The 25,235-nt window shown below is 74.7% G+C and carries 19 protein-coding genes; 10 read left to right on the top strand and 9 right to left on the bottom strand.

Annotation, left to right across the window (positions count from 1 at the left end; genetic code table 11):
- Positions 1-95 precede the first annotated feature (95 nt).
- The 4 genes from PKE99_RS12730 to sucC all read right to left on the bottom strand — a co-directional run bounded on the left by PKE99_RS12730 (position 96) and on the right by sucC (position 5,778).
- Positions 96-2,291 carry a cell division protein PerM gene (locus PKE99_RS12730; protein ID WP_051737500.1) on the bottom strand — a complete coding sequence of 732 codons (2,196 nt, stop codon included), beginning with the start codon at positions 2,289-2,291 and terminating at the stop codon, positions 96-98.
- 319 nt (positions 2,292-2,610) lie between these two features.
- A complete protein-coding gene (locus PKE99_RS12725) occupies positions 2,611-3,558 on the bottom strand; it encodes a DUF5336 domain-containing protein (RefSeq protein WP_156067638.1) in 948 nt (315 codons plus the stop codon).
- Positions 3,559-3,697: 139 nt separating this feature from the next.
- A complete protein-coding gene (gene sucD / locus PKE99_RS12720) occupies positions 3,698-4,585 on the bottom strand; it encodes a succinate--CoA ligase subunit alpha (RefSeq protein WP_037046307.1) in 888 nt (295 codons plus the stop codon).
- Positions 4,586-4,590: 5 nt separating this feature from the next.
- Positions 4,591-5,778 carry an ADP-forming succinate--CoA ligase subunit beta gene (gene sucC, locus PKE99_RS12715; protein WP_269323003.1) on the bottom strand — a complete coding sequence of 396 codons (1,188 nt, stop codon included), beginning with the start codon at positions 5,776-5,778 and terminating at the stop codon, positions 4,591-4,593.
- A gap of 534 nt (positions 5,779-6,312) precedes the next feature.
- Here sucC and PKE99_RS12710 point away from each other — a divergent pair.
- Together PKE99_RS12710 and PKE99_RS12705 are read left to right on the top strand one after the other, a co-directional pair.
- The gene (locus PKE99_RS12710) at positions 6,313-7,287 is read left to right on the top strand and encodes an esterase/lipase family protein (RefSeq protein WP_037046301.1); all 975 of its coding nucleotides are present in this window, start codon (positions 6,313-6,315) and stop codon (positions 7,285-7,287) included.
- A gap of 314 nt (positions 7,288-7,601) precedes the next feature.
- Positions 7,602-8,396, top strand: coding sequence for a M23 family metallopeptidase (locus PKE99_RS12705; RefSeq protein WP_231498221.1), 795 nt, complete (start codon positions 7,602-7,604; stop codon positions 8,394-8,396).
- A 329-nt stretch (positions 8,397-8,725) separates the two neighbouring features.
- Here PKE99_RS12705 and pcrA read toward each other — a convergent pair whose 3' ends face one another.
- The gene (pcrA, locus tag PKE99_RS12700; RefSeq protein ID WP_037046609.1) at positions 8,726-11,065 is read right to left on the bottom strand and encodes a DNA helicase PcrA; all 2,340 of its coding nucleotides are present in this window, start codon (positions 11,063-11,065) and stop codon (positions 8,726-8,728) included.
- Positions 11,066-11,300: 235 nt separating this feature from the next.
- On the opposite strand from pcrA, the gene PKE99_RS12695 reads away from it, so the two are divergent.
- The 3 genes from PKE99_RS12695 (at position 11,301) to PKE99_RS12685 (ending at position 14,673) form a co-directional block, all read left to right on the top strand.
- Positions 11,301-11,600, top strand: a complete 300-nt coding sequence (locus tag PKE99_RS12695; RefSeq protein ID WP_037046297.1) for a chorismate mutase — start codon at positions 11,301-11,303, stop codon at positions 11,598-11,600.
- A 101-nt stretch (positions 11,601-11,701) separates the two neighbouring features.
- The gene (locus PKE99_RS12690; protein ID WP_037046294.1) at positions 11,702-12,010 is read left to right on the top strand and encodes a hypothetical protein; all 309 of its coding nucleotides are present in this window, start codon (positions 11,702-11,704) and stop codon (positions 12,008-12,010) included.
- A 314-nt stretch (positions 12,011-12,324) separates the two neighbouring features.
- Positions 12,325-14,673: a hypothetical protein gene (locus tag PKE99_RS12685; RefSeq protein ID WP_271214877.1), complete on the top strand. Its 2,349-nt coding sequence runs from the start codon at positions 12,325-12,327 to the stop codon at positions 14,671-14,673.
- 150 nt (positions 14,674-14,823) lie between these two features.
- Here PKE99_RS12685 and PKE99_RS12680 read toward each other — a convergent pair whose 3' ends face one another.
- Together PKE99_RS12680 and PKE99_RS12675 are read right to left on the bottom strand one after the other, a co-directional pair.
- The gene (locus PKE99_RS12680; RefSeq protein WP_037046288.1) at positions 14,824-15,504 is read right to left on the bottom strand and encodes a response regulator; all 681 of its coding nucleotides are present in this window, start codon (positions 15,502-15,504) and stop codon (positions 14,824-14,826) included.
- Positions 15,501-16,784, bottom strand: coding sequence for an ATP-binding protein (locus PKE99_RS12675; RefSeq protein ID WP_037046285.1), 1,284 nt, complete (start codon positions 16,782-16,784; stop codon positions 15,501-15,503). Before PKE99_RS12675 ends, PKE99_RS12680 begins: the two co-directional genes overlap by 4 nt.
- A 108-nt stretch (positions 16,785-16,892) precedes the next feature.
- Here PKE99_RS12675 and PKE99_RS12670 point away from each other — a divergent pair, with 108 nt between their 5' ends.
- Both PKE99_RS12670 and PKE99_RS12665 read left to right on the top strand, forming a co-directional pair.
- On the top strand, positions 16,893-18,161 hold the full coding sequence (locus PKE99_RS12670; protein WP_051737498.1) for a PspC domain-containing protein: 1,269 nt from the start codon (positions 16,893-16,895) through the stop codon (positions 18,159-18,161).
- Entirely contained in the window at positions 18,154-18,375 is a 222-nt protein-coding gene (locus tag PKE99_RS12665) for a hypothetical protein (RefSeq protein ID WP_037046283.1), read from the top strand. Before PKE99_RS12670 ends, PKE99_RS12665 begins: the two co-directional genes overlap by 8 nt.
- A 57-nt stretch (positions 18,376-18,432) precedes the next feature.
- Here PKE99_RS12665 and guaA read toward each other — a convergent pair whose 3' ends face one another.
- Complete coding sequence (gene guaA / locus PKE99_RS12660) at positions 18,433-19,983, bottom strand: glutamine-hydrolyzing GMP synthase (RefSeq protein ID WP_037046280.1); 1,551 nt, start codon at positions 19,981-19,983, stop codon at positions 18,433-18,435.
- Between the two features lie 144 nt (positions 19,984-20,127).
- Between guaA and PKE99_RS12655 the strand changes: the two genes are divergently transcribed.
- Genes PKE99_RS12655 through PKE99_RS12645 form a run of 3 tightly spaced genes read left to right on the top strand, consistent with a single transcriptional unit; the run spans position 20,128 to position 24,445 of the window.
- Positions 20,128-22,566: a circularly permuted type 2 ATP-grasp protein gene (locus tag PKE99_RS12655; RefSeq protein WP_051737497.1), complete on the top strand. Its 2,439-nt coding sequence runs from the start codon at positions 20,128-20,130 to the stop codon at positions 22,564-22,566.
- Entirely contained in the window at positions 22,563-23,432 is an 870-nt protein-coding gene (locus PKE99_RS12650) for a transglutaminase family protein (protein WP_037046277.1), read from the top strand. Before PKE99_RS12655 ends, PKE99_RS12650 begins: the two co-directional genes overlap by 4 nt.
- Before the next feature lie 8 nt (positions 23,433-23,440).
- Positions 23,441-24,445: a zinc-binding metallopeptidase family protein gene (locus tag PKE99_RS12645; protein WP_037046274.1), complete on the top strand. Its 1,005-nt coding sequence runs from the start codon at positions 23,441-23,443 to the stop codon at positions 24,443-24,445.
- On the opposite strand, the gene PKE99_RS12640 is transcribed toward PKE99_RS12645, so the two are convergent.
- Positions 24,430-25,188 carry a TetR/AcrR family transcriptional regulator gene (locus PKE99_RS12640; RefSeq protein ID WP_037046272.1) on the bottom strand — a complete coding sequence of 253 codons (759 nt, stop codon included), beginning with the start codon at positions 25,186-25,188 and terminating at the stop codon, positions 24,430-24,432. The genes PKE99_RS12645 and PKE99_RS12640 overlap by 16 nt on opposite strands.
- Positions 25,189-25,235 lie beyond the last annotated feature (47 nt).

The raw sequence follows: 25,235 nt of genomic DNA, 5'->3' as shown, positions 1-25,235 counted from the left end.
CCGGGGCCGGGTCCTGCCGGGCCGGGCCGGGCCTCCGGTCATCGCCGACCATGATCCCTGCAGGCAGAACACAGGCTCGGGCTGCCCGGATGGGATCATGGAGCGCCGCTGTCACGTTCTGCGGCCTCGCGGGCGGCGCGTTCTTCCGCCTGCCTCGCCCGGAGGGCGACGAGCTCGCCCACCGTGCGGGGGCGTGGCTCGGGCTCGGTGGGCTGCGTGGCGGCGGCCCGACCCCCAGAAGCCCCGGTCGGCTCGAGCCGGTCCGCGCGGTCTTCACGCGTCACTCGCTCGGATCGCTCCTCGGCCTCGGTGCGCTCGGCCGGATCGGACGAGGCAAGGCGCTCCTCGACGAGCTCGGCCGGGTTCTCGACGGCCCCACCGTCCGCGTCGTGCGGGAGATCCTCGACCGCGCGGAGGGCCGGGAGTTGGGCAGCGCCCGGGCGGAAGCGGATCGGGCGGCTGTGGGCGCCGTTGCTGCGCTCCTGCCGGCGGGCGCGAGCGCGCTCCACCGCCCGCCCCCGGCCCGCGCGAGCTCGACCCTCGCGGCTGCGCGAGCTGCCGGACGCCCGGCTGCGCGGCGCGTCCTCCCGGTCGGTCGCCGCGACCTCGGCGGGGTCGTCCTCGGACGACTCGTCGCCCGCTACACCGTCGGCGCGCTGCTTCGCGTCTGCAGCCCTCTCAGCGTCCGCAGCGCCACCAATCTCCTCAGCGCCGTTCGGATCGTGGGCGGCCGGACCGCCGACAGCGTCGTTGCCACCGTCGCCGCGATCGGCCGCCTCGTCCTGTGCAGCCTCGCCGCGCCCGGAGTCGCCGGAGTCCTCGGTGTCGCCGAACCGGTCGGAGTCCTCGGAGCCGTCGGAGTCGTCGGAGCCCTCAGCGCGCTCGGAGCCGTCCGCCCCGCCCTCCGGGTCGTCGGAACCGTCGGCAAGGTCCCGGTCGTCCCCGTCCCCGACCTGCGCACCGTCGTCGAGATCCGCCTCGCCCGAGTCGTCCTCGCGCGCGGAGGTCTCCTCCTCGGCCTCGTACCCGTCCCGGTACCAGCCGAGCTCCTCGTCGTCCCGCGCCTCCTCCGGCCCCGGGCCACCCCGCTGCACCAGCGCGAGGACCGCCGCGGGCCCGCCGATCCACACCACGACCGCGAGCAGGACGAGCCAGGCGGGCATCGCGACCGGGTCGTACCGCCCCGCCGCCAACCGCCCGCCGGCCAGCGTGGCGACGAGCGCCGCGACCAGGGCGAGGGTGATCGCCGCGACACCGACCGCCCGCATGCGCTCCGGCAGCGTGGACTCCGGCCCCAGCACCGTCCGGCAGATCCCGCCGACGACCAGCCCGATCCCGACCGGCACGATCACCACGACGACGGCCCAGGCCGGCGAGGGCACCGTCGGCAGCGCCCCGAGCAGCGGGAACGGGGGTAGCGGGGCGGGAGCGCCGCCGAACGGCGTCCACGCCCCGAGCCCGACGTCGACGCCCGGGCCCAGGAGCCAGGACGCGCCGGCGATCGCGGCGTTCGGCAGGTAGGCCAGGCCCAGCAGGGTCATGCCCAGGGCCGCACCGCCCGTCGGCGCCAGTGCCTCGTACAGACCGTGCACCCGGCCGGCCCCGACGACGAGCCCCACCAGCACGACGAGCGCCCCGGCGAGCAGGAGTGCGGCACCACCGACCGCCGCGGCCGCGAGTCCGGCGGCCGGCCACCCCTGCAGCCGCTCCCGCCAGTCCGCCGGCAGGCCGCAGGCACGCAGCACACCGATCCCGGCACCGACCGCGGCGATCAGTCCCGCGCCGAGCATCGCGGCCCAGGGAGCGGCGCCGACCGCGGCCGACGTGGGCAGCAGGGCGCTGCCGAGCACCGCCACGGCCGCGTGCGCCCCGGCCGAGGCGGCGACGACCGCGCCGGCGTCCTGCCGGATCCGGCACCCCAGCCGTCGAGCCGCCCATCGGGCACCCCACGCGACGACGACGATCACCGCCACCGTCGGGAGCAGCGGCAGCACGCTCAGCGGCTGCCCCTCCAGCGCCAGCGGGATGAGGTGGGCCGCCAGCCAGAGCGGGATGGCGGCGGCGAAGGCCCCGTCGACGGAGCTGTCCGCGCCACCGCCCGCGAGTACTACGAGCAGGGCCGCGGGCACGAGCATGGCGTAGCTGACCAGCACGGTGCCCATCGCCGCGGCGAGGACGACGCGGAGCCGGTCGAGGCCCTCGGGGACCTCCGGTCCGGACGACTCGGCCGCGTCGGTCGCGACGTCCGGCTCCTCCTCCGCACGGTCCGGGGCACGCAGCGAACGGGTCACCCCGCCAGCGTCGCAGCGCGGGCGCCGGGAGTCAGGCCGCCACGCCGGGACCCGCGGGTCCGGCGAACGCCACCCGGGTCAGCTCCCGACCCGCGCTACCAGAACTGCCGACTCGCGGTGCCGGAACTCCCGACTCGCGGTGCCGGAACTCCCGACTCGCGGTGCCGGAACTCCCGACTCGCGGTGCCGGAACTCCCGACTCGCGGTGCCGGAAGTCCCGACTCGCGGTGCCGGAACTCCCGACTCGCGGTGCCGGAAGTCCCGACTCGCGGTGCCGGAACTCCCGACTCGCGGGACCGCACCCCCTGTCCGGTGGAGATCAGCCCTCGCTGCGGCGCTCGCCCTCGGTCGGGATCCGCGTGGTGCGGTCGGCCTCGGCCCGCCCGTGCCGACCGCTGCCCTGCTCGTCGGTACCCCGGGACGACTCGATGCGCGTCTGCTCCAGCTCGCCGGGCTGCCCACCCGGCGACGCGGACGACGTCGACGACGGCGCACCGGACTCGGTCGCGCCGGCCCACCCGGTCTGCGGCTGCCCCTGACCCGGTTGTCCCTGGCCCGGCTGCGGGGCCTGTTGGCCCGGCTGCACCGGCGCACCGACCGACCCGGGCTGACCGGCCGGCCCCTGCTGACCGGGCCCGGGCTGCGGCTGGCCCCACGGCCCGCCCTCGTAGCCCTGCGGCTGGCCGTACGGCGCCTGCTGCGGCGGCGGACCCTGCGGCGACCAGCCGTAGCCGTACTGGCCACCCGGCCCGGGCTGCTGGACGTAGCCCCCGCCCTGCCCGGGCGGCGGGTACCCGCCGTACTGCTGGCCGTAGGGGCCGTACTGCTGGCCGTAGCCCTGCGGCGCCTGCTGCGGCCTGCGCGCGGGCATGCTCAGCAGCCCGGCCTGCATCAGCACCGCGCCGCACAGCGCCGCGGCCGCGAGGAACGCGAGCACGAGCGCCACGATCTCGATGCCGCCGACGGCGAACTGCGCCGCCGCCACGGCGACCTGCACCAGCGACAGGAACCCGACGACGGTGATCACCGCCCCCGGCACGAGCACCTTCCCCGCCGCCCGCGGCAGCAGCGCCGCGGCAGCGAGCAGGCCGCCCGCCAGCACCAGCGACGGCCCGTACAGCAGGCTGCTCAGCGGGGAGAAGAAGCCGAGCAGGTAGACGACGAGTGCCAGCCCGGCCCCCGCCATGACGAGGGTGCGCGCGGGACCCTGCAGCGGCGCCGGGGCCTCCCCGGTCGCCGGCTCCGGACTCGCTCCGGTCTGGCTCATGACCACTCCCTTGCCCGTTCTCGTGGAACCGGGGCGACGCTAGCCGACGGCCCCCGCCGGTCCACGCCCCCGTCACGACAACGCGCGGGCCCCGGGAGGGTTCCCGGGGCCCGCGCGTCGAAAGATCGAGGTCAGGAGGTCACAGGGACGCCATGATCTCCTTCATGAGGGAGGCGGTCTCGGACGGCGTCTTGCCGACCTTCACGCCGGCGGCCTCGAGGGCCTCCTTCTTGGCGGCCGCGGTGCCCGCGGAGCCGGACACGATCGCGCCCGCGTGGCCCATCGTCTTGCCCTCGGGGGCGGTGAAGCCCGCGACGTAGCCGACGACCGGCTTGGTCACGTTCTCCTTGATGTAGGCCGCGGCCCGCTCCTCGGCGTCGCCGCCGATCTCGCCGATCATCACGATCGCGGCGGTGTCGGGGTCGGCCTCGAACGCCTCGAGGGCGTCGATGTGCGTGGTCCCGATGACCGGGTCGCCGCCGATGCCGATGGCGGTCGAGAAGCCGAACTCCTTGAGCTCGAACATCATCTGGTAGGTCAGCGTGCCGGACTTCGACACGAGACCGATCTTGCCCGGGCCGGCGATGTCGGCCGGGATGATGCCGGCGTTGGACTTGCCGGGGCTGATGATGCCGGGGCAGTTCGGGCCGATGATGCGCGTCTTGTTGCCCTTGGCCACGGCGTGCGCCCAGAAGTAGGCGGAGTCGTGCACCGGGATGCCCTCGGTGATGACGACGGCCAGCGGGATCGCGGCGTCGATGGCCTCGAGCACGGCGTCCTTGGCGAACTTCGGCGGCACGAAGATGACCGAGACGTCCGCCCCGGTCTCCTTGATGGCCTCCTCGACGGTGCCGAACACCGTCAGCTCCTTGCCGCCGATGGAGACGGTGGTGCCGGCCTTGCGCGCGTTCACGCCGCCGACGATGTTCGTGCCCGCCGCCAGCATCTTGGTGGCGCGCTTGGTCCCCTCGGAGCCGGTGAGGCCCTGGACGATGACCTTGGAGTTCTCGTTCAGGAAGATCGACATTGTGCTCAGGCTCCCGCGGCCAGCTCGGCGGCCTTGTCGGCCGCGTCGTCCATCGTGGCCACCTGCGTGACCAGGGGGTGGTTGGCGTCCTCCAGGATCTTCCGACCCTCGACGACGTTGTTGCCGTCCAGGCGGACGACCAGCGGCTTGGAGGCCTCGTCGCCGAGGATCTTCAGCGCCTCGACGATGCCGTTGGCCACGGCGTCGCAGGCGGTGATGCCGCCGAAGACGTTGACGAAGACGCTCTTGACGTCCGGGTCGTGCAGGATGACGTCGAGGCCGTTCGCCATGACCTGCGCCGACGCGCCGCCGCCGATGTCGAGGAAGTTGGCGGGCTTCTGGCCGCCGTGCTTCTCGCCGGCGTAGGCGACGACGTCGAGGGTGCTCATCACGAGGCCCGCGCCGTTGCCGATGATGCCGACCGAGCCGCCCTCGAGCTTGACGTAGTTCAGGTTCTTGGCCTTGGCCTTCGCCTCGAGCGCGTTCTCGGTGCGCTCGTCGACCAGCTCCGCGTGCTGCGGGTGGCGGAAGTCGGCGTTGCCGTCCAGGGTGACCTTGCCGTCGAGCGCGATGACCTTGTTCTCCGGGTCGCGCACCAGCGGGTTGACCTCGACCAGGGTCGCGTCCTCGGCGACGAAGGTGTCCCAGAGCTTCACGATCACGTCGGACGCCTGGTCGGCGACCTCGGCCGGGATCTTGCCGGCGGCGACGATCTCGTCCGCCTTGGCCTTGTCCACGCCCTGGATCGCGTCGATCGGGATGCGCGCCAGCGCCTCCGGGCGCTCGACGGCGAGCTGCTCGATCTCCATGCCGCCCTCGGCCGAGCACATGGCCAGGAAGGTGCGGTTGGACCGGTCGAGCAGGAAGGAGAAGTAGTACTCCTCGCTGATGTCCGACGCGGTCGTGACCAGCACCTGGTGCACGGTGTGGCCCTTGATGTCCAGGCCGAGGATGGCGTTCGCCTTCTCCTTGGCCTCGGCCGGGCTCTCGGCGAGCTTGACGCCGCCCGCCTTGCCACGGCCACCCGTCTTGACCTGGGCCTTCACCACGACCGCGGTGCCCAGCTCGGCGGCGGCGGCCTCGGCGGCCTCGGCCGTGTCCACCGTCTTGCCCGGAAGCACCGGGACTCCGTGGGCGGCGAAGAGGTCCTTCGCCTGGTACTCGTACAGGTCCACTCGGCTCTCCCGATTCACGTCGCTGTGCCGGCAAGCGTCGCGAGGACCGGGGACGCGGCGATGGCCGTGCCCGCCCTGCGAGGTGCCCGCACGTAGAGACCTACTCCGACGTTGGACCCTAGCGACGCCCCTGCTCCTTCATGACATCCGCCCAGGTGAGCTGCCTCACCGACCTCGAAGTAAACCTCCGCACACCCGTCGTGCCTGCCGGATTCGGCCCGGGGCGCGGGCCGCCTGTGACCAACGAGTCGTCCGCGGGGAGGCCTGCGCCTCACCCGTGCGGGGTCGCGGCAGCCGGGTGGTCCCGCCCGGCCGTGCCGGTGACGCGCTGTGACGGGGACCCGGCGTTCGAGAATCGCCTCACCCGGGCCGACCAGCACCCCTCGGCGTCCGGCGACGCTCCGACCCGGCCGATTGGAATTCTTGGGCCGATCACCGGGCGACACTGCTCCGTTCGGCCGCCTCATCGGACGGGGAGGTCGTCACGCGGCCGTTCGGATATTTCCGTCGCGTTACCCGGCGGATTCCCGGATTCCGACTTATCGTCTGTTCATGGTGTCGGTCCGCACGGGACTGCACCGCCTGGCCAGGACGGCCGACGGTGCACGCTCCGTCATGGGCCGGGCGCTGGTCGACGCCGGGGAGGCCGCCGGGTACGCCGCGCGGACCTTCGCCTCCCCCGCCGGGCTGCGCGGGCTCGTGCTGGAGAGCGCCTGGCTCGCCGCACACGTCGCGCTCTATCCCGTCGGGCTCGCCGGCGAGACGATCCGGCCCCGCACCCACTACCGCACGGACGACCTGGACCCGGTCCAGCGCAGCTTCGTCTGCGGCGACGTGGAGGCGGCCGGCACGCCGGTCCTCCTGATCCACGGGATCATGGACAACCGGTCGGTGTTCACCGTGTTCCGGCGCGCGCTGCGCAAGCGCGGATTCGGCGCCGTGCTCGCGATCAACTACAGCCTGCTCACGGACGACCTCCGCAGCGCCGCCCGCGCGGTCGGCGAGCACGTCGACCGGCTGCGCGAGGCCACCGGCGCCGACAAGGTGCACATCGTGGGGCACTCGCTGGGCGGCGTGATCGCGCGGTACTACGTGCAGCGCCTGGGCGGCTCCGAGTTCGTCGACTCGCTCGTGACCCTCGGCAGCCCGCACACGGGCACCAACACCGCGTACCTGCTGCCCACCCCGCTCGCCCGGCAGCTGCGCCCCGGGTCCGAGGTGATGGCCGAGCTCGCCGGCCCCGCGCCGGACTGCACGACCCGCTTCCTCGCCGTCTGGAGCCGGATGGACCAGATGGTCGTGCCACAGCGCAACGCGCGGCTGAGGCACCCCGACCTCGACGTCACGGAACTGGAGCTCGACGACGTCGGACACCTCGCCCTGCCCGTCGACCCGCGCACCGTGCACGCCGTGGTAACCGGCCTGGCCAGTCGCGGAGAGCTACCGATCCACCCTTTTCGTCAGCGCCGGCGGCGCCGGGAACGGCTCGCCGCCACGCAGGGTGAGCGTTCCTCGCCCGCCTCCTGACGCGCCGTCGTCCGATCGGCGGCACCCGGCTGCCCACCCGGGGGTCGGGTTGGACGCGGCGGGGACGGCCCGCTAGGTTCGAGCCGTCCGTGTCACGGAGCGATCACGACGGCGCGGCGCCGACCCCGAACGGCGCCGAGGGTTTCCCCGAACCCACGCCGGCGCGCCCCGGAGGCCCGGCACGAAGAGAAGGGCAGGTCTTGCGCCACCGCTCCCCACGCGGCGCCCGACCGGTCCCCGAGCACGTCGCGACCCCCCGCGCGACGGTGCGCGCGGGACACCGGCTTCCGGCGCCGCCCGCCGTGTCGCTGCGCGTGCGCGCGACCGTCGCCGCCTGTGCGGGCGGCGCGCTGGTCGCCGCCGGGCAGACGATGCTCACGGCGCTCGCCGGCCCCGCCGTGGCCGCGGACCCGTACGAGAAGCTCGCCGCCAACGCGATGCTGCCGGTCGCGGACGAGACCGCCGGACCCACCGCGGACTCGATCGACCCGGCCACGCCCGCCGCGCGGGCCATCGGCGCCGACCAGCTGACCGGCTCCTCGCCACAGGCCCTGCCGGTGCTCGACGAGAAGTCCGAGCTCGACGTCGCGAGCCTCACCAAGGCCGTCGACATCGGCACCCGGATCGCCGCGACCGCTCGGCAGATCAACGCGGCCCTCTCCGGCGGCGCCCCGCAGGCGGTGCTGGAGCACGGCGAGGCCTACGTCCTGCCGACCACCGGCCGGTTCACCTCCGGGTTCGGTGCGCGGTGGGGCGTCACGCACTACGGTATCGACCTCGCCGCCCCGATCGGCACCCCGATCTTCGCCTTCACCGACGGCGTCGTGGAGGAGTCCGGGCCGGCCAGCGGCTTCGGGATATGGGTGGTGCTCCGGCACGCCGACGGCACCCGCACCGTCTACGGGCACATCAACCGCTCGCTGGTGAGCGTCGGGCAGACCGTCTCGGCCGGTGAGGAGATCGCCGAGGTCGGCAACCGCGGGCAGTCCACCGGCCCGCACCTGCACTTCGAGATCTGGGACGCGGGCAAGAACAAGATGAACCCGCTGCCGATCCTGCAGGCCATGGGCCTGCGCGTCGTCGGGGACGGAGCGAACTCCCCCGACTAGTCGCGCGCATCATGGTTCCACGACGCGCACGGACAGGCCCTTTCCGCGCATTATGGTTCCATAACGCGTTTCGGACGGGTCTTTCCGCGCCTCATGGTTCCCTTATTCGGCGGATTCGCATCGTGGTTCGGCAAGTCGCTGGGCGGTGGACGGCTCGGCCGTCGGTGCACGCCAACAGCAATGACGTCGGTGCAGGGCGGTCAGCACCTGAACCCGTCAGCACCCGACAGCGGGCGGTGCCGACTGAAGACCAGGATCGCCGATCCGCTGCACTCACGGTTTCTTGCGGAACCACCAGTGCACGGAGACAGCGATCATGCCGACGCCGGTCAGAGCTTCTGCATCGGGACGCCGCCGATCAGCATCAGCCGCACCGTGCCTGCGCTGCCGAAGTCGATCGTCACCGTGGCCCTCGGCCCCACGCCGTCGGACGCGACGACCGTGCCCAGCCCGTACTTGTCGTGGTTGACCCGGTCCCCCACCTCGAGGTGCAGCTCGGCGTTCAGCGCGCGCTGCGGGACCTTCCAGTCCCCGCGGTCGGTGGCCGTGGACCGGCGGCCGAACCCGAACCGGCCCACCGGCGCCGACGGCCGCTCCGGCTCGGAACGCGCCCAGTCGACGAGCTCGGCCGGGACCTCGTCGAGGAACCGCGAGGCCGGGTTGGTGCTCGGCTGGCCGAAGGCGGACCGCACGATCGCCCGGGACAGGAACAGCCGTTGCTGGGCACGGGTGATGCCGACGTAGGCGAGCCGGCGCTCCTCGGCCATCTCGTCCGGGTCCCCGAGCGTGCGCATGTGCGGGAAGATCCCGTCCTCCCAGCCGGTGAGGAACACGACCGGGAACTCCAGGCCCTTCGCGGTGTGCAGGGTCATCAGGGTGACCATGCCCTGGTCGTCGTCCGGGATGGAGTCGGCGTCGGCCACCAGGGCGACCCGCTCCAGGAACGCGGCCAGCGAGCCGGGCTCCGGGGCGCCGACCTCGACGTCCGAGTCGTCCAGGTCCGCGACCGCCGCGTCCCCGGCGAACTCCCGGGCGACCGTGACGAGCTCGGCGAGGTTCTCCAGCCGGGTGCCGTCCTGCGGGTCCTCGCTGGCCTCCAGGGCCTCGGTGTAGCCGGTCCGGCCGTAGACGTTCTCGAGGATCTCGGCGGTCTCGTCGCCGCGGTCGACGCCCTCGCGCAGCTCGTCGAGCATCCGCTGGAACCCGGCGATGTTGCGCTGGCTCCGCGTGGCGAGCTCGGGCAGCTTCTCCGGCTCCTCCGCCGCGACCCGCAGGGCCTGGCTGAACGAGATCCGCTGCCGCTCGGCGTAGTCCGCGACCAGGCCCTCCGCCCGGTCCCCGATGCCGCGCTTGGGCACGTTGAGGATCCGGCGCAGGCTGACCGTGTCCTCCGGGTTGGACAGCACGCGCAGGTAGGCCAGCGCGTCCCGGATCTCCTTGCGCTCGTAGAACCGCACGCCGCCGACGACCTTGTACGGCAGCCCGATCCGCAGGAACACGTCCTCGAAGACGCGGGACTGGGCGTTGGTCCGGTAGAAGACGGCGATGTCGCAGTTGCGGAACTCCCCGGAGTCGACGAGCCGGTCGATCTCCTGCCCGACGAAGCTCGCCTCGTCGTGCTCGTTGTCGGCGACGTAGCCGACGATCCGCTCGCCGTCCCCCTGCTCCGACCACAGCCGCTTGTCGCGGCGGTTCGGGTTGCGGGCGATGACCGCGTTGGCCGCGGACAGGATGGTCTGCGTGGAGCGGTAGTTCTGCTCGAGCAGGACCGTGGTCGCGTTGGGGAAGTCCTGCTCGAACTCGACGATGTTGCGGATGTTGGCGCCGCGGAACGCGTAGATCGACTGGTCCGAGTCGCCGACCACGCACAGCTCGGCCGGCACCGCGCCCGCGGTCGCGGGCGCGACCAGCTCGCGGACCAGCGCGTACTGCGCGTGGTTGGTGTCCTGGTACTCGTCGACCAGCACGTGCCGGAAGCGGCGGCGGTAGTACTCGGCCACGGCCGGCATCCGCTGCAGCAGCGCGACCGTCTCCATGATCAGGTCGTCGAAGTCGAAGGCGTTGGCCTGGCGGAGCCGCTCCTGGTAGGTCGCGTAGACCTGCGCGACCCGGCGCTCGTGCTCGTTGCCCGCGCGCTGCGCGAAGTCCTCCGCCGTGATCAGCTCGTTCTTCAGGTTCGAGATCTGCGCGGCCAGCGACCGGGCGGCGAACTTCTTCGGGTCCAGCTCCTGGTCCCGCGCGACGATCCCGATCAGCCGGCGGGTGTCGTCCGCGTCGTAGACCGAGAAGGCGCTGCGCACGCCCAGGTGCTTGGCCTCGCGGCGCAGGATCCGCACGCACATGGAGTGGAAGGTCGAGACCCACATCGCCTGCGACCGGCGGCCGACCAGCCCGTCGACCCGCTCCTTCATCTCGGCGGCGGCCTTGTTGGTGAAGGTGATCGCCATGATCTCGCCCGGGTGCACGCTCCGCTCGGCGAGCAGCCAGCCGATCCGGTGGGTGAGCACCCGGGTCTTCCCCGACCCCGCCCCCGCGACGATCAGCAGCGGGCTCCCCGCGTGCGTGACGGCCTCGCGCTGCTTGGGGTTCAGCCCCTCCAGCAGTGCCGCGCCGCGCTTCGTCTTCGGCTCCACCGGAGCCTGGGCGGGAAGTTCGAACAGAGCGCTCATCGTGTCGAACACGGTACCGCCGTCCCCCGACGGAACCGGAATCGGCGCACGGCCGCGCGCCGTGTGGCAGACTGTCCGCGTGCACCGCACCTCGTCGACGGGACGATTTTTCTACGGGTACCGGATTCCGGCACCCGTCGCCCGCTGACGCAGCAGAACCGACGCCCCGGAGTCCACGGACCCGGGGCTTCTTACTGTCCGGGGTCGGTGGACGCCCCTCGTGAGGAGTAGACCGATGTCCGTGACCGACGACCACACCGCCGCCGAGGTCCCCGCCCCGGCCCCGACCGACGCCGAGATCGCCGAGCTCCGCAAGGAGATCGACCACCTCGACGCCGAGATCCTGCGTCTGGTCAAGCGACGCACCGAGGTCTCGCAGCGGATCGGGTCGGCGCGGATGGCGGCCGGCGGGCCGCGCATCGTCTACAGCCGGGAGATCACGGTCCTCTCCCGCTTCCGCGAGCTCGGCGCCGAGGGCCGCGAGCTCGCCATGCTCCTGCTGCGCCTCGGGCGCGGGCGGCTCGGCGCGCGCTGAGGCGGGCCGCCGGTCGCGGCGGCTGAGGCCCCGCTGAGGAGCGCGTCGCCGCCCGGCGAATCCCCCGCACGGAGCGGCCCCGCCGTGGCACTGTGGTGTCCATGGGGATCGTCTTCTCGCTGATCGCTCTGATCGGGCTGTTGGCCGCCCTCGGCCACGTCGGCTACGTGGCGATGCTGAACAACGCCGCCAAGAAGAAGGGTGCGGCCGGCGCCGAGATCGCCGCCTACACCCGCACCCGCATCCCGGTCGCGGCCGGTGCCACCGGCGTCGCGCTGCTCGGCCTGCTCATCACGAGCGGCCCGAGCCTCACGGCCGACGTCATCGGCATGCTGCTCGCGGCCGGCGGCGGCGTCGTGGGCTACCGCGGCCTGCAGCAGGAGCGCGCGAAGTACCCGACCTCCCGCTGACCGGGGGCGGGGACCGGGCACGGAATGTGTCCGAGTCGTGACGTGACGCTACGTCATGACGATCGGCCTTCTCGTCACGCCCCGTGAAGGCCTGACGACGGGCCGCCAGACCCCGTCCGACCTGCGCGAACCAGGATCGCGAGACGATTTTGTGCCGGTCACCGCACGGTCAGCGGTCGACCTCCTTCGATGAGCGGAGTTCACCCGAACGACCTACCCGCGATGAGCGGGCGAATGACACTTGGTGAACAGCGCGTGACTCCGGTAGACCTGACCGGGTCGCTCCCCGCGCTCCCTGAGGAGGTCGGCCGGTCGTGGCCACGTTCGAGCACCGCGTCGGCAACCCGCTGCCGCCGGAGAACCCCGTCACGGTGGCGGAGCTGCTGCGTCGCGGTGTCCCCGCCCAGCGCGCGGCCACCGACGCCCCGCAGGCACCGGCCCCGGCCGCGCCCGCCGCGGAGGGTCCCTCCGAGTCCGACGGCGACCGCCGCCCGCTGCCCCGGATCCCCGCTCCGCGGCCCGCGCCGGAGGACCTCGTCGACGCGGCCGACGCCGCGTCGGCGCCCCCGGTCGCCGGACCCGACGAGCTCGAGGACCTCGCAGACCTCGACGACCTCGACGACGACCTCGAGGACGCCCCGGTGACGGGGAGCCACGCGCTGCCGGACCCCGAGGACCCGCGACCCGGCCAGATCATCTCCGTCGGCGCGCTCCTGCGCCGCGAGCCCCGCGCGCCGCACCCCCTCGACCGGCCCATCCAGCCGCGTCCCGCGCAGCTCGGCCGGCGCAGCCACCCCGGCGCCCGGCGCGCCGCCGTCGCCGCGGGCGCGCTCGTGGCCACCGGCTCGGTGCTCGCCGCGGCGATCCTCACCGAGACCTCCAACCGCAGCTCCGAGGCGCAGGCCGCCGCGGACGGCAGCTTCCCCGGCATGTCGCTGCGGGACGGGATCCAGGGCTCCCTGGTCGGTGGCGTCGGCGGTCTCGAGGCGGGTCAGGCCGCGCCGACCTCCTGGATGACGGTCGCCTTCCCGTCGGCGCTGGTCGACCCGGTCACCGCGGCGGCGCTCGGCGGCGCGACCGCCGGAACGGCCACGGCCGGCACGGGCGCGGCGTCGTTCGTCGGGCCGGTCGCCGCGGTCCCCGCCGCGGGCGGCATCGGCGCCGGTGCCGCGCCGGCCACCGGCGGAACCGCGACGGCCCCGAACATCCTGTCCCCGATCTTCGGCGACGGCGGCTCCACCGGCGGCGGTACGCCCGGCGGCGGCTCCACCGGCGGTGGCACCGTCCCCGGCGGCTCCGGCGGGTCGGGCGACGGCAGCATCGTCGGTGGCGTGGTCGGCACGGTCGGCGGTGTGGTCGGGGGGATCGGCGGCGGCGTCACGGAGCCCGTCGGCGAGGTGCTGACCCCGGTGACCGACTCGGTCGGCCGCGGCGTCGTCAAGCCCGTGACCTCCGCCGTCGGCGGCGGCGTCGTCGCGCCGGTGAGCGAGGCGGTCGGTGGTGTCGTGGGCGGCGTGGACCACGCCGCCGCGCCGCTGGCCCCCGTGACGCGCGGCGTCACCGGTGTCGTCGAGAACGTCGGCCGGACCGCGGCGCCCGTGCTCGAGCCGGTGAACCAGACCGCGCAGCAGGTCGTCGGCATGGTGAAGCCCGTCGTGCAGCCGGTCGCGCAGGTCGCGACCGGGACCGTCGGTGCCGTCGGCGGGGCGGTCTCGTCGGCCGCGGCGCCCGTCGTCGCGCCGCTCGCCGGTGCGGTCGGCCCGCTCACCACACCGGTCGTCGACGACGTCGTGGCCCCGGTGACCGGGCACGTCGTCGCCCCCGTGGCGGACGCCCTCAAGCCCGCCGTGACGCCGCTCGCCGACGTCCTCGAGCCGGTCACCACCCCGGTGCTGTCCGCCGCGGCCCCGCTCACCGCGCCGCTGCTCAAGGCGGCCGCCCCGGTCACCGACCCGCTGCTCAAGGCGGCCGCTCCGGTGACCGGACTGCTCGACACGTCGGCGGCCACCCAGGGCACCCCGGCCTCGCAGGCGCCCGCCGCCGCGGCGGCGCAGGGTGCGGCCGGCCAGGCCGGCTCGGCGGTCGAGCAGACCGCGACGCTCGCACCCGTCGCGAAGGCCGTCGAGACCGTGACCGAGGCCGCGCCCGGTCCCGTGAAGGACCTGGTCGGCGCCGTCGGCGGCGGGACTCGGGGTGCGGCCGGCCAGGCCGGCTCGGCAGTCGAACAGACCACCGCGCTCGCCCCCGTCACGCGGGCCGTCGAGACGGTGACCGGCGCGGCTCCGGCCCCGGTCCGGGACACCGTCGGCGGACTGCTGGACGGGTCGGGCTCGCAGGGCGGCTCGGGCGCCGGATCGAGTGTTTCCGAGGCTCGGTCCGACGGCTCGCGGTCCGGCGGCTCGCGGACCGCGTCGGACTCCGGCTCGGAGTCCGACTCCGGCTCCGGGTCCGACACCGGCTCGCGTTCCTCCGGGTCGGGCGGCTCGGACTCCGGCTCCTCCTCCGACTCGCGGAGTTCGGGCACCGGGAGCTCCGGCGACGAGGGCGGCTCCGGCTCGCTGCTGCGCGAGACCTCCGAGGGTGTCGGCGGCGCGGCCAAGACGGTCACGGGCGGGCTCGAGGGCACGACCGAGGCCGTCGGCGGTCTCCTCGGCGGCAAGTGACCTTTCGCTGATCGAAGGCCCGCTCCCTCCGGAGCGGGCCTTCGTCGTCCCGCGGCCCCGGCCAGCTCGGGCACTCCTCCGAGACACCCGGTGCACCGCCACCCACCGGCCGAACGACGGCCGGCGACACGGCACGGCCCCGAGCGCCCGTCACACCAACCGGCGGTCCGAGGCCCAGCGGGAGAGCTCGTAGCGGTTCGACAGCTGGGTCTTCCGGAGCACGCTCGACACGTGCGTCTCGACCGTCTTCACCGAGATGAACAGCTCGCCCGCGATCTCCTTGTAGGCGTAGCCGCGGGCGAGGAGCCGCAGCACGTCGCGCTCCCGCCGGGTGAGCAGGTCGAGCTCGGGGTCGACGGCGGGGGCGGCGCCGGGGCGGTCGGAGAAGGCGTCGAGCACGAAGCCGGCGAGCCGCGGCGAGAACACGGCGTCGCCGGCCCGCACGCGCCGCACCGCGTCGCCCAGCTCCCGCGCGGAGATCGTCTTGGTGACGTAGCCGCGCGCGCCGGCCCGGATCACGGCGATGACGTCCTCGGCGGCGTCGGAGACGCTCAGCGCGAGGAACACCACCTCGGGCTGCACCGGCCGCACCCGGGCGAGGACGGCCGCGCCGCCGCCGTCGGGCATGTGGACGTCGAGGAGCACGACATCGGGCTTGAGGTGCCCGATGCCGGCGACGGCCTCGTCGACCGACCCGGCCTCGCCCGCCACCTCGATCGGCGGGTCGCCCGCGGCCCCGCGCTCCAGCTCGGCGCGGACGCCCGCGCGGAAGAGGCCGTGGTCGTCGACCAGGAAGACCTTGATCGCCCCGGTCACCGCTGGCTCGCTCATGCGTCCTCCCGCTCGGCGTCGATCGTCATCTCCAGGTGCACCTCGGTGCCCTCCCCCGGCGCGCTCCGCAGCCGGACCCGGCCGCCGTGGCGACCCATCCTGCCGTGCACGGAGTCGGCGAGGCCGTGCCGGTCCTCGGACACGGCGTCGGGGTCGAAGCCCTTCCCGCGGTCGCGGACGAACACGTGCACCTCGGTCCCCTCCGCGCCGCCCTCCGGGTCGTCCGAGCCGTCCGACCCGCTCTCCACCTCGGCGTACACGCTCACCTCGTCCACCCCGGCGTGCTTGGCCGCGTTGACCATCGCCTCGCGGGCGGCCAGGACCAGGGCGCGCAGGTCGCCCTCGGCGTCGTCGAGCGGGTGGTCGCCGACGATCACGGGGTTGACGGTGATCGCGTAGGTGTCCTCCACCTCGGCCGCCGCGGCCTGCAGCGCCGTCGCGAGGGTCTCCCCCGGCGGCCCGGGCCGCTCGCCCCCGCGCCCGTAGCCCGAGGGCCCGTACAGCCAGTTCCGCAGCTCCCGTTCCTGCCCGCGCGCCAGGCGCTGCACCTCGCGCGGGTCGTGGGACTGCTTCTGGATCAGGGCGAGGGTCTGCAGCACCGAGTCGTGCAGGTGCGCGGCGATCTCCGCGCGCTCGGCCGTGACGATCCGCTGCCGCCGCTCCTCGCCGAAGTCGCGCGCGAGCCGCACCCACCACGGGACGGTGAGCACCGCGACGCCGACCAGCGTGGCCAGCACGGCGAGCACGCCGAACTGCAGCTGCCCCAGGTCGAGGTTGCCGAGCAGGAACACGGTGATGCCGGCGGCCACGAAGATCCCGCCCGCCACCACCCGCAGCAGGGCCGTGCGGCCGCCGAGGAAGCCGCTGCGGGCCCCGCTCGTCCAGCGCCGCCGTTGGGCCTCGTCCGCCTCGCGCCAGACGACGGCCGCGCCGAGCGCCGCCACCCCGAGCGGCCCGACGATCCAGCCGACCACCTGGTTCTGCAGCGCCGCCCCGGCCAGGCCGATGCCCAGCCCGAGCGCCGCGAGCCCCATCGCCTGCTGGCGCTCCTTGACGGTGACCTGCCGGGTGACGTCCGCGGCCTCCTGCCGCACGAAGACCCACAGCAGGCCATAGGCGATCACGCCGGCGCCGTTGGCCGCAGCGAGCACGACGAAGGCGACCCGCACCCACAGCACGTTGACGCCGAGGTGGTCGGCGACCCCGCCGGCGACGCCCGCGAGGAGCCGGCCGGAGCGGCGGCGCGCGAGCGGGGCGGCGCGGGTGGCGGGGCTGGTCACCGCTCCATGGTCACACGTGGGGGAACCCCGGACACCGGGGTCGTCCCCGGGGGTTCTCGGGGTCCTCCCCGATACCGTGGGTGCGCGCGGGCGGGGAGGGTCACCGGTATGAACAGCACCGACGTCGGGACGACGTTGCGGGACATGTGGGAGACCCGCCCGTCGCGGCCGCGACGGGACCGCAAGGTCGCCGGCGTGGCCGCCGCGCTCGCCCGCCGCTACGACATCGACCCGGTCCTCCTGCGCGTCGGCTTCGTCGTCGCCGCCTTCTACGGGATCGGCATCGCCCTCTACCTCGCGGGCTGGGTCCTGCTGCCCGCCGCCGACAAGGACGACCCGCTCGACGGCGCCGCCACGGACACCGCGGCGCGCAGCTCCGGTCGCACCGCGCCGCCGCTGGTGATCGCCGGGCTGATCCTGGCCCTGCTCCTGACCAGCGGCCTGTTCTGGGGCAACGACGGCAGCGTCGTCCTGCCCGTGCTCGCGGTCCTCGTCCTGCTCTTCCTGTTGCACCGCAGCCGCGGGCAGCGTGGGCTCGAGGCGGCGCAGGAGGCGCCGACGGTCCGCACGTCCGCCGAGGACGGCGTGGTCGACGGGCCGGAAGCGCCGGTGAAGGACCCGCTCGGCCCGGACCCGCTCGACCGCGGCACCCCGCCCGCGTGGGACCCGCTCGGCGCGGCACCGTTCGCGTGGGACCTGCCGGAGCCCTCGGCGACCGCGCCCGAGCCCGCACCGGTGCGCCGGCGCAGCCGGGTCACCCCGGTCACGCTGGCCCTGGCGCTGGTCGGCGGCGGCATCGCGGGCGCGGTCGTGCTGCTGACGTCCGGCCTGGCCGGACTGCCGGTCGTGTTCGCGACCGCGCTGGCCATCCTCGGCGTGGGCCTGGTGTTCGGCGCGTTCACCCGCGGCGGCCGCGGCCTGATCCCGTTCGCACTGCTCCTGGCCGTGCTGACCTGGGCGTCGCTCGCGGTCAAGGTGCCGCTGGCGAACTTCGGCTCCGGCGTCGGCGACCTGCGGGCCGCCCCCACGACCCCCGCCGCGGTGGCGCCGAGCTACGAGCGCGGCGCGGGGACCGTCGACCTGGACCTCAGCCGCCTCGACCTGAGCGTGCCGCCGGGCGAGCCCGCCACCCCGGTCCGCACCGCGGTGAGCGTGGGTGCCGGGGACATCCGGGTCACCGTGCCTCGCAACGCCGACGTGAGCCTCACCGGCCACGTCGACTTCGGTGAGATCAGCTTCGACGGCACCAGCCACAGCAGCCCGGACGCCTCGCTCACCGTGACCGACGACCTCGGCGCCGACGGGGTCCGCTCCGGCCGGCCGCTCGTGCTCGACCTGACCGGGGGCGCGGCCTCCGTGGAGGTGCACCGTGTCTGAGCCGCAGGACGCCCGGCAGCAGGAGGAGCGGGCCGTGCGCCGGATGCCGGACCCGCTGGCCCTGATCGTCGGGCTGGTCAGCCTGGGGATCGCCGGGTCGGGGTTCCTCGGCCGCGCGCCGGACCTGTCGGCCTTCGACGCACGCTGGCTGCTCGCCGGCGGGGCCGTGGTGCTCGGCCTGGTCCTGCTGGTCGCGAGCGTCCGGAAGCGCTGACCACCGGACCACGAACGGCGCTCTCGCTCGGACGATCCGAGCGAGAGCGCCGTTCGCTCACTCCCACTCGATGGTGCCCGGCGGCTTGCTCGTGACGTCCAGGACGACCCGGTTGACCTCGGCGACCTCGTTGGTGATCCGCGTGGAGATCCGCTCGAGGACCTCGTAGGGCAGCCGGGTCCAGTCCGCGGTCATCGCGTCCTCGGAGCTGACCGGCCGCAGGACGACGGGGTGGCCGTAGGTGCGGCCGTCGCCCTGCACCCCGACCGACCGGACGTCGGCCAGCAGGACGACCGGGCACTGCCAGATCGACCGGTCCAGACCGGCGACGGTGAGCTCCTCACGGGCGATCGCGTCCGCCTGGCGCAGCGTCTCGAGCCGCTCGGCGTCGACCGCGCCGATGATCCGGATGCCCAGCCCGGGCCCGGGGAACGGCTGGCGCTGCACGATCACCTCGGGCAGCCCCAGCTGGGCGCCGACCGCGCGGACCTCGTCCTTGAACAGCGCTCGCAGGGGCTCGACCAGCGCGAACTCGATGTCGTCCGGCAGGCCGCCGACGTTGTGGTGGCTCTTGATGGTGGCCGTGCCGGAACCGCCGCCGGACTCCACGACGTCCGGGTAGAGCGTGCCCTGCACGAGGAACCCGACGTGCTCCTCGGCGGCGACCTCGCTGGTCGCGGCCTCGAAGACCCGGATGAACTCCCGGCCGATGATCTTGCGCTTCTGCTCGGGGTCGGTGACCCCGGCGAGGGCGTCGAGGAACCGCTCCCGCGCGTCGACGGTGTGCAGGTTCGCGCCGGTCGCGGCGACGAAGTCCTTCTCCACCTGCTCGCGCTCGCCGGCCCGCAGCAGCCCGTGGTCGACGAACACGCAGGTCAGCCGGTCGCCGATCGCGCGCTGCACCAGCGCGGCGGCCACGGCGGAGTCGACGCCGCCGGAGAGCCCGCAGATCGCCCGGCCGTCGCCGATCTGGGCGCGGATCGCCTCGACGGTCTCGTCGATGATCGACGCGGTGTTCCAGGTCGGGGTGATGCCGGCGATCTCGTGGAGGAAGCGGCGCAGCACCTCCTGGCCGTGCGGGGAGTGCCCGACCTCGGGGTGGTACTGCACGCCGGCCAGCCGCCGGTCCCGGTTCTCGAAGCCCGCGACCGCGACCCGGTCGGTCGACGCCGTGACCGTGAAGCCCTCCGGCGCGCGGGTGACCGAGTCCCCGTGGCTCATCCAGACCGGGTGGCTGCTCGGCAGCCCGTCGTGGAGCACCCCGGCCTCGGGCGCGACGTGCACCTCGGTGCGGCCGTACTCGCGGGTCCCGTCCGGCGCGACCTCGCCGCCGAGCGCCTGCGCCATGGCCTGGAAGCCGTAGCACATGCCGAAGACCGGGATGCCGGCCTCGAACAGCCGCCCGTCGAGCCTCGGCGCGCCCTCCGCGTAGACGCTGGACGGGCCGCCGGACAGCACGACGGCGGCGGGGCGGCGCGCGACGATCTCCTCGACCGTCGTCTCCGCCGGGACGATCTCGGAGTACACCTGCGCCTCGCGCACGCGGCGGGCGATCAGCTGGGCGTACTGGGCGCCGTAGTCGACGACGAGGACGGTGGGGTTCTCCACGGCGTCCAGGGTAATCGGCGACGTGCGTCACCCGGTCCGGCGCCCGCGACCGGTCCGGGGCGCCCGGGCACTGTGGAAGGCTGAGGCCGTGAACGGCGAACCGGGCGCCCGACCCGTGCCCGCCCGGCGCCGCGGGCCCCGCCCATGATCCCCGCCCCGTACGACGAGATGCGCGACGCCGCCGGGACCGTCCGGGCACCGTGGACCGGGCTCGCCGGGGTCCTCGACGGCGCCGGGCCCGCCGGGCTGCTTGCGCGCCGCGCCGACACCCTGCGCCTGCTCGCCGACGACGGCGTGGCCTACCACCCGCCCGGCGCCGAGTCCGAGCAGCTCTGGGAGCTCGACCCGCTCCCGCTGGTGCTCGACGGTGCGGAGTGGGCCGGCCTCGAACGCGGCGTCGCGCAGCGGGCCGAGCTGCTCGACCGGCTCCTGGCCGACCTCTACGGCCCCCGCGCCACGATCACCCGCGGGCTCCTGCCGGTCGAGGTCGTCGACGGCCACCCCGGCTACCTGCACGGCTGGCGCCGCCCGGCCGGGGCGCCGCCGCGCCGCGAGCTGTTCCTGTCCGGCGCGGACCTCGGCCGGTCGCCCGACGGGTGGACGGTGCTCGGCGACCGGGTGCAGGCGCCGTCGGGCGCGGGCTACGCCATGGCGAACCGCCGGGTGGTCGCGCGGGTGCTGTCCGCCCTGCACCGCCGGTCGCGGATCCGCAGGCTGGGCCCCTTCTTCGAGGCCGTCCGGGCGGGCCTGCAGGCCGGCCGGGACGACCGGCGGATCGTGCTGCTGCACCCCGGCCCCGACTCCGAGACGGCCTACGAGCAGGCGCTGCTGTCGTCGTTGCTCGGGCTCCCGCTCGTCCTCGGCTCCGAGCTGACCGTGCGCGACGGCCGACTCTGGCAGCACTCCCTGGGCCGGCTCGACCCGGTCGACGTCGTGCTCCGCCGGCTCGACGCGGACTGGTGCGATCCCCTCGACCTGCGCCCCGACTCCCGGCTCGGCGTCCCCGGCCTGCTCGAGGCCGCGCGGCTCGGCACCGTCACCGTGCTCAACGGGCTGGGCGCGGGTGTGGCGGAGAACCCGGGGTTGCAGCCCTTCCTGCCCGCGCTGTGCCGGGCGCTGCTGGATGAGGACCTGCTGCTGCCCAGCGTGCCCACCTGGTGGTGCGGCGACCCGGCCTCGCTCGCGCACGTCCGGGCGCACCTCGGCGAGCTGGTCCTCACGCCCGTCGCGCCAGGCCGGGCGCCGGTCCGTGGGGCCGACCTCGACCCTGCCGCGCGGGCCGCGCTGCTGGCCCGGATCGAGGCCGAGCCGCACGCGTGGGCGGCACAGCGGGAGGTCGTGCTGTCCACCGCGCCGGTCGTGACGGACGCCGGGGCCGAGCCGCGGGCTGTCACGCTGCGGACCTTCGCCGTCGCCTCCGGGGAGGGCTGGGAGGTGCTCGACGGCGGGCTGGGCGCGGTGCCCACCGCCGGCCTCGACGACGGCGTCGCCACTCTGGCCAAGGACGTGTGGGTGGTCGGCGAGCGCGCAGATCGCGCCGCGCCCGGCGTCCAGGACGAGGTCCTCGGCGCGGCGAGGCCAACCGGCGTCTCGCCGCGGGTGGCGGAGGACCTTTTCTGGCTCGGGCGGTACGCGGAGCGGGCCGAGGACACCGCGCGGCTGCTGCGCGCCGTCACGGACCGGTGGGCGGACTTCCGGACCTCGCCCGAGCCCGCGGGCGCCGGCGCCTTGCGGGCCCTGCTCGCGGCGACCTCCGAGATCACCCGCACGACGCCGGGCTTCGCCGCGCTCCCGGCCGACGAGGACCCGGGCCCGGAGCTCCACTCCCTGCTCTACGACCGGAACCGCCCCGGCGCCCTCGGCTTCGCCGTGCACCGCCTCACCCGGGCCGCCCAGGCGGTGCGCGAGCAGCTCTCCACCGACACCTGGCTCGTGCTCGGCCGGCTGGACACCGTGCTGCAGCGCCTGGCCGCCGCTCCCGAGCCGGACACCGGGGACGTGTCCGAGGCGCTCAACCGGGTGCTCGAGGGGCTGCTCGCGCTGGCCGGCATCACCGCGGAGAGCCTGGTCCGCGACGACGGTTGGCGGCTGCTCGACGCGGGCCGGCGGGTGGAGCGGGCCCAGCACGTCGTCGCGCTGCTGGCCGCGACGCTCTGCGACGCCCCGCGCGGCCCCGCCGACCGGCTGGTGGTCGAGTCCGTGACGATCGTGGCGGAGAGCGTGATCACCCACCGCCGGCGCAACGCGGGCCGCCCCGGCATCGCCCCGCTGCTCGAGCTGCTGCTCGCCGACCGGGACAACCCGCGGGCCGTCGCCCACCAGCTCGACCGGCTCGCCGACGACCTCGCGCACCTGCCCGGCGCCGTCCCCGCCTCGTTCGACGCCGCCGTCGCCCGCCTCGCCGGAGCCGACCCGGCCGCGCTCGCCGTCCGGGACACCGCCGACGGCACCCGCCCGGCCCTGCGCGCGCTGCTGGCCGGGCTCGGCGCGGACCTCGACCGGCTGGCCGAGGACGTCGCCGCCGCGCACTTCGCGCCCCGCCCCGGCCCGCACGCCTACGACCCGCTCCTGGGTGCCTCGTGACCAGCACCTACCGCGTCACGCACCGCACGGCGTACGCGTACTCCGGTGAGGTCACCACCAGCTTCGGCCGGGCGCACCTGCTCCCGCGCACCCAGCCCGACCAGCGGTGCAGCGAGGCCCGGGTGGCCGTCGACCCGGCGCCGGACGAGCTGCACGAGCACGTCGACGCCTTCGGCAACCGCTCCACCTACTTCTGCGTCCGCACCCCGCACCGCGCGCTCACCGTGCTGGCGGAGAGCACGGTGACGGTCGACCGGGCCGTCGTGCCGCCGGCCCTGCGCGGCTGGGAGGAGGTCCGGGACCGGAAGGACCTCGACGCGCGGCCCTTCGCGCTGCCGTCGCCCCGGCTCCCGGCCCAGCCGGCGGTCGCCGACTACGCCGCGCCCTCCTTCCCGCCCGGGCGCCCGCTCGGGGAGGCCGCCGCCGACCTGTGCCGGCGCATCCACGACGACTTCGCCTACGTCACCGGCTCGACGACGGTCCGCTCCACCGTGACCGACCTGCTCACCGGCGGCGAGGGGGTCTGCCAGGACTTCGCGCACCTCGCGGTGGCCGCGCTGCGCACCCGCGGCCTGCCCGCCCGCTACGTCAGCGGCTACCTGGAGACCCGCCCGCCGCCCGGGAAGCCGAAGCTGCGCGGTGTCGACGCCTCGCACGCCTGGTTCTCGGTCTGGACCGGCGACGGCTGGCTCGACCTCGACCCGACCAACGACCGGGTCGTCGACGACTCGTACGTCGTGCTCGCCCACGGCCGCGACTACGGCGACGTGCCCCCGCTCAAGGGCGTGATCTTCGCGGACTCGGCGCGCAGCACGATGGCCGTGGCGGTCGATCTCGAACGTGTGGCTCCGGACGCGGCCGGGTAACGAGCCCCGTGCGCGCCTTCGCCTGCCCCCACTGCTCCGCCCTGGTGTTCTTCGAGAACTCCGGCTGCCTCACCTGCGGCACGGAGATCGGGTTCTCCCGAGAGGAGCAGGCGATCGTGCGCGCCGACGGCCGGCACCGGTGCGCGAACCGGCGGACCGCGACCTGCAACTGGTTCGCCGACGCGCCCGGCGCACTGTGCGCCTGCTGCGCCCTCACCCGCACCCGCCCCGCCGACGACGACACCGACGGCCTGGCCGCCTTCGCCCTCACCGAGCAGGCCAAGCGGCGGCTGCTCTACCAGCTCGACGACCTCGCGCTGCCCGTCGTCGGCAGGACCGAGGACCCACGCGGCGGGCTGGCCTTCGACCTGCTCTCCAGCGCGCACGAGCCGGTGACGACCGGGCACGCGAGCGGCGTCGTCACCCTCGACCTGGCAGAGGGGGACGCCGGGTACCGCGAGCGGATGCGCGTGCAGCTCGCCGAGCCCTACCGCACCCTGCTCGGGCACCTGCGGCACGAGACCGGGCACTGGTACTGGGAGGTGCTCGTCGACCGGCCCGGGCGGAACGAGGAGTTCCGCGCGCTGTTCGGCGACGAGCGCGAGTCCTACGCCGACGCCCTCCAGCGGCACTACTCGTCCGCGCCGCCCGAGGGGTGGGAGGACCGGTACGTCAGCGCCTACGCCACGGCGCACCCGTGGGAGGACTGGGCGGAGACCTTCGCCCACTACCTGCACATCCGCGACACGTCGCAGACCGCGGCGGCCTTCGGGATCAGCGTGCAGGGACCCCTCGACGCCCGTGAGGACCTCACCTCCGAGCCGGCCGAGTCCGAGAAGGACTTCGACGCGATCGTCGCCGCCTGGCTCCCGCTGACCTACGCGCTCAACGCCGTGAACCGCTCGATGGGCCACGCCGACCTCTACCCCTTCGTGCTCGCCCGGACCGTGCTGGACAAGCTGCGGTTCGTGCACGACCTCGTCATCGCGCGGCCCGCCTACGTGCCGGCCTGACCCGCCAGCCGCTCCACGCCGTCGAGCAGCAGGCCCAGGCCGAACTCCCAGGTGTCGTCGGAGTACTCCTCGTCGAACCCGCCCTTCTCCCAGATCCGGGTCATGGTCGGGAAGCGCTCGGGCGTGTAGTAGGTGCCCCAGAAGCCCGACCGGGACTCGTAGTAGTCGTCCTGGGTCACGCCGGTGCGGGCGGAGACGCTGGTGTCTGTGACGGCGGCGCGGGCCGCGCCGAAGACGTGGGACTCGACGAGGTTCGCGACCCGGCTGATCGTGGCCTCCGGCAATCCGGTCAGCGCGACCGCCCGGTAGAGGTCCTCCTGCGCGTCGAGCACGTGCGGGCCCAGCGGCATCCGCCAGAGGTTGGAGCGGATCAGCCACGGGTGCTCCTGGTACATCCGCCAGGCCTCGTGCGCGTGGAACTCCACCTGCGCCCGCCACGGCAGCGCGCGGTCCGGGAGCCGGCGGTCCGCCCAGGCGCGGTCGATCATGAGCTCGAACAGCTCGTCCTTGCCCGGGACGTAGGTGTAGAGGCTCATCGCGCCGACGCCGAGGTGCTGGGCGACCTTGCGCATGGACAGCTCGTCGACGCCGTGGACCCCCGCGACCTCCATCGCGCCGGCCACGACCTGCTCGAGCGTGAGCCGCTGCTTCGGCCCGCGGGTCGGCGGCGGGGGCGGATCCCAGAGCAACCGGATCATGGCCCGCCCCTCCGGCGTGCCGTACTCGGTGTCCGGTTCGTCCACGTCGCGAAATTCCCTTCCGAGCGTCACTCCGTACGGTGTATGGTATC

Origin of the sequence: Pseudonocardia halophobica, from assembly GCF_027922425.1 — a bacterium.
Lineage (GTDB): Bacteria > Actinomycetota > Actinomycetes > Mycobacteriales > Pseudonocardiaceae > Pseudonocardia > Pseudonocardia halophobica.
The sequence above is the reverse complement of the archived record's forward strand: the minus strand, read 5'-3'. Positions and strand labels throughout refer to the sequence as shown.

Excerpts from the sequence above, each read along its gene's own strand:
- PKE99_RS12725 (WP_156067638.1), bottom strand. The coding sequence starts at position 3,558 with ATGAGCCAGACCGGAGCGAGTCCGGAGCCGGCGACCGGGGAGGCCCCG.
- sucD (WP_037046307.1), bottom strand. The coding sequence starts at position 4,585 with ATGTCGATCTTCCTGAACGAGAACTCCAAGGTCATCGTCCAGGGCCTC.
- PKE99_RS12710 (WP_037046301.1), top strand. The coding sequence starts at position 6,313 with ATGGTGTCGGTCCGCACGGGACTGCACCGCCTGGCCAGGACGGCCGAC.
- pcrA (WP_037046609.1), bottom strand. The coding sequence starts at position 11,065 with ATGAGCGCTCTGTTCGAACTTCCCGCCCAGGCTCCGGTGGAGCCGAAG.
- PKE99_RS12695 (WP_037046297.1), top strand. The coding sequence starts at position 11,301 with ATGTCCGTGACCGACGACCACACCGCCGCCGAGGTCCCCGCCCCGGCC.
- PKE99_RS12690 (WP_037046294.1), top strand. The coding sequence starts at position 11,702 with ATGGGGATCGTCTTCTCGCTGATCGCTCTGATCGGGCTGTTGGCCGCC.
- PKE99_RS12680 (WP_037046288.1), bottom strand. The coding sequence starts at position 15,504 with ATGAGCGAGCCAGCGGTGACCGGGGCGATCAAGGTCTTCCTGGTCGAC.
- PKE99_RS12670 (WP_051737498.1), top strand. The coding sequence starts at position 16,893 with ATGAACAGCACCGACGTCGGGACGACGTTGCGGGACATGTGGGAGACC.
- PKE99_RS12655 (WP_051737497.1), top strand. The coding sequence starts at position 20,128 with ATGATCCCCGCCCCGTACGACGAGATGCGCGACGCCGCCGGGACCGTC.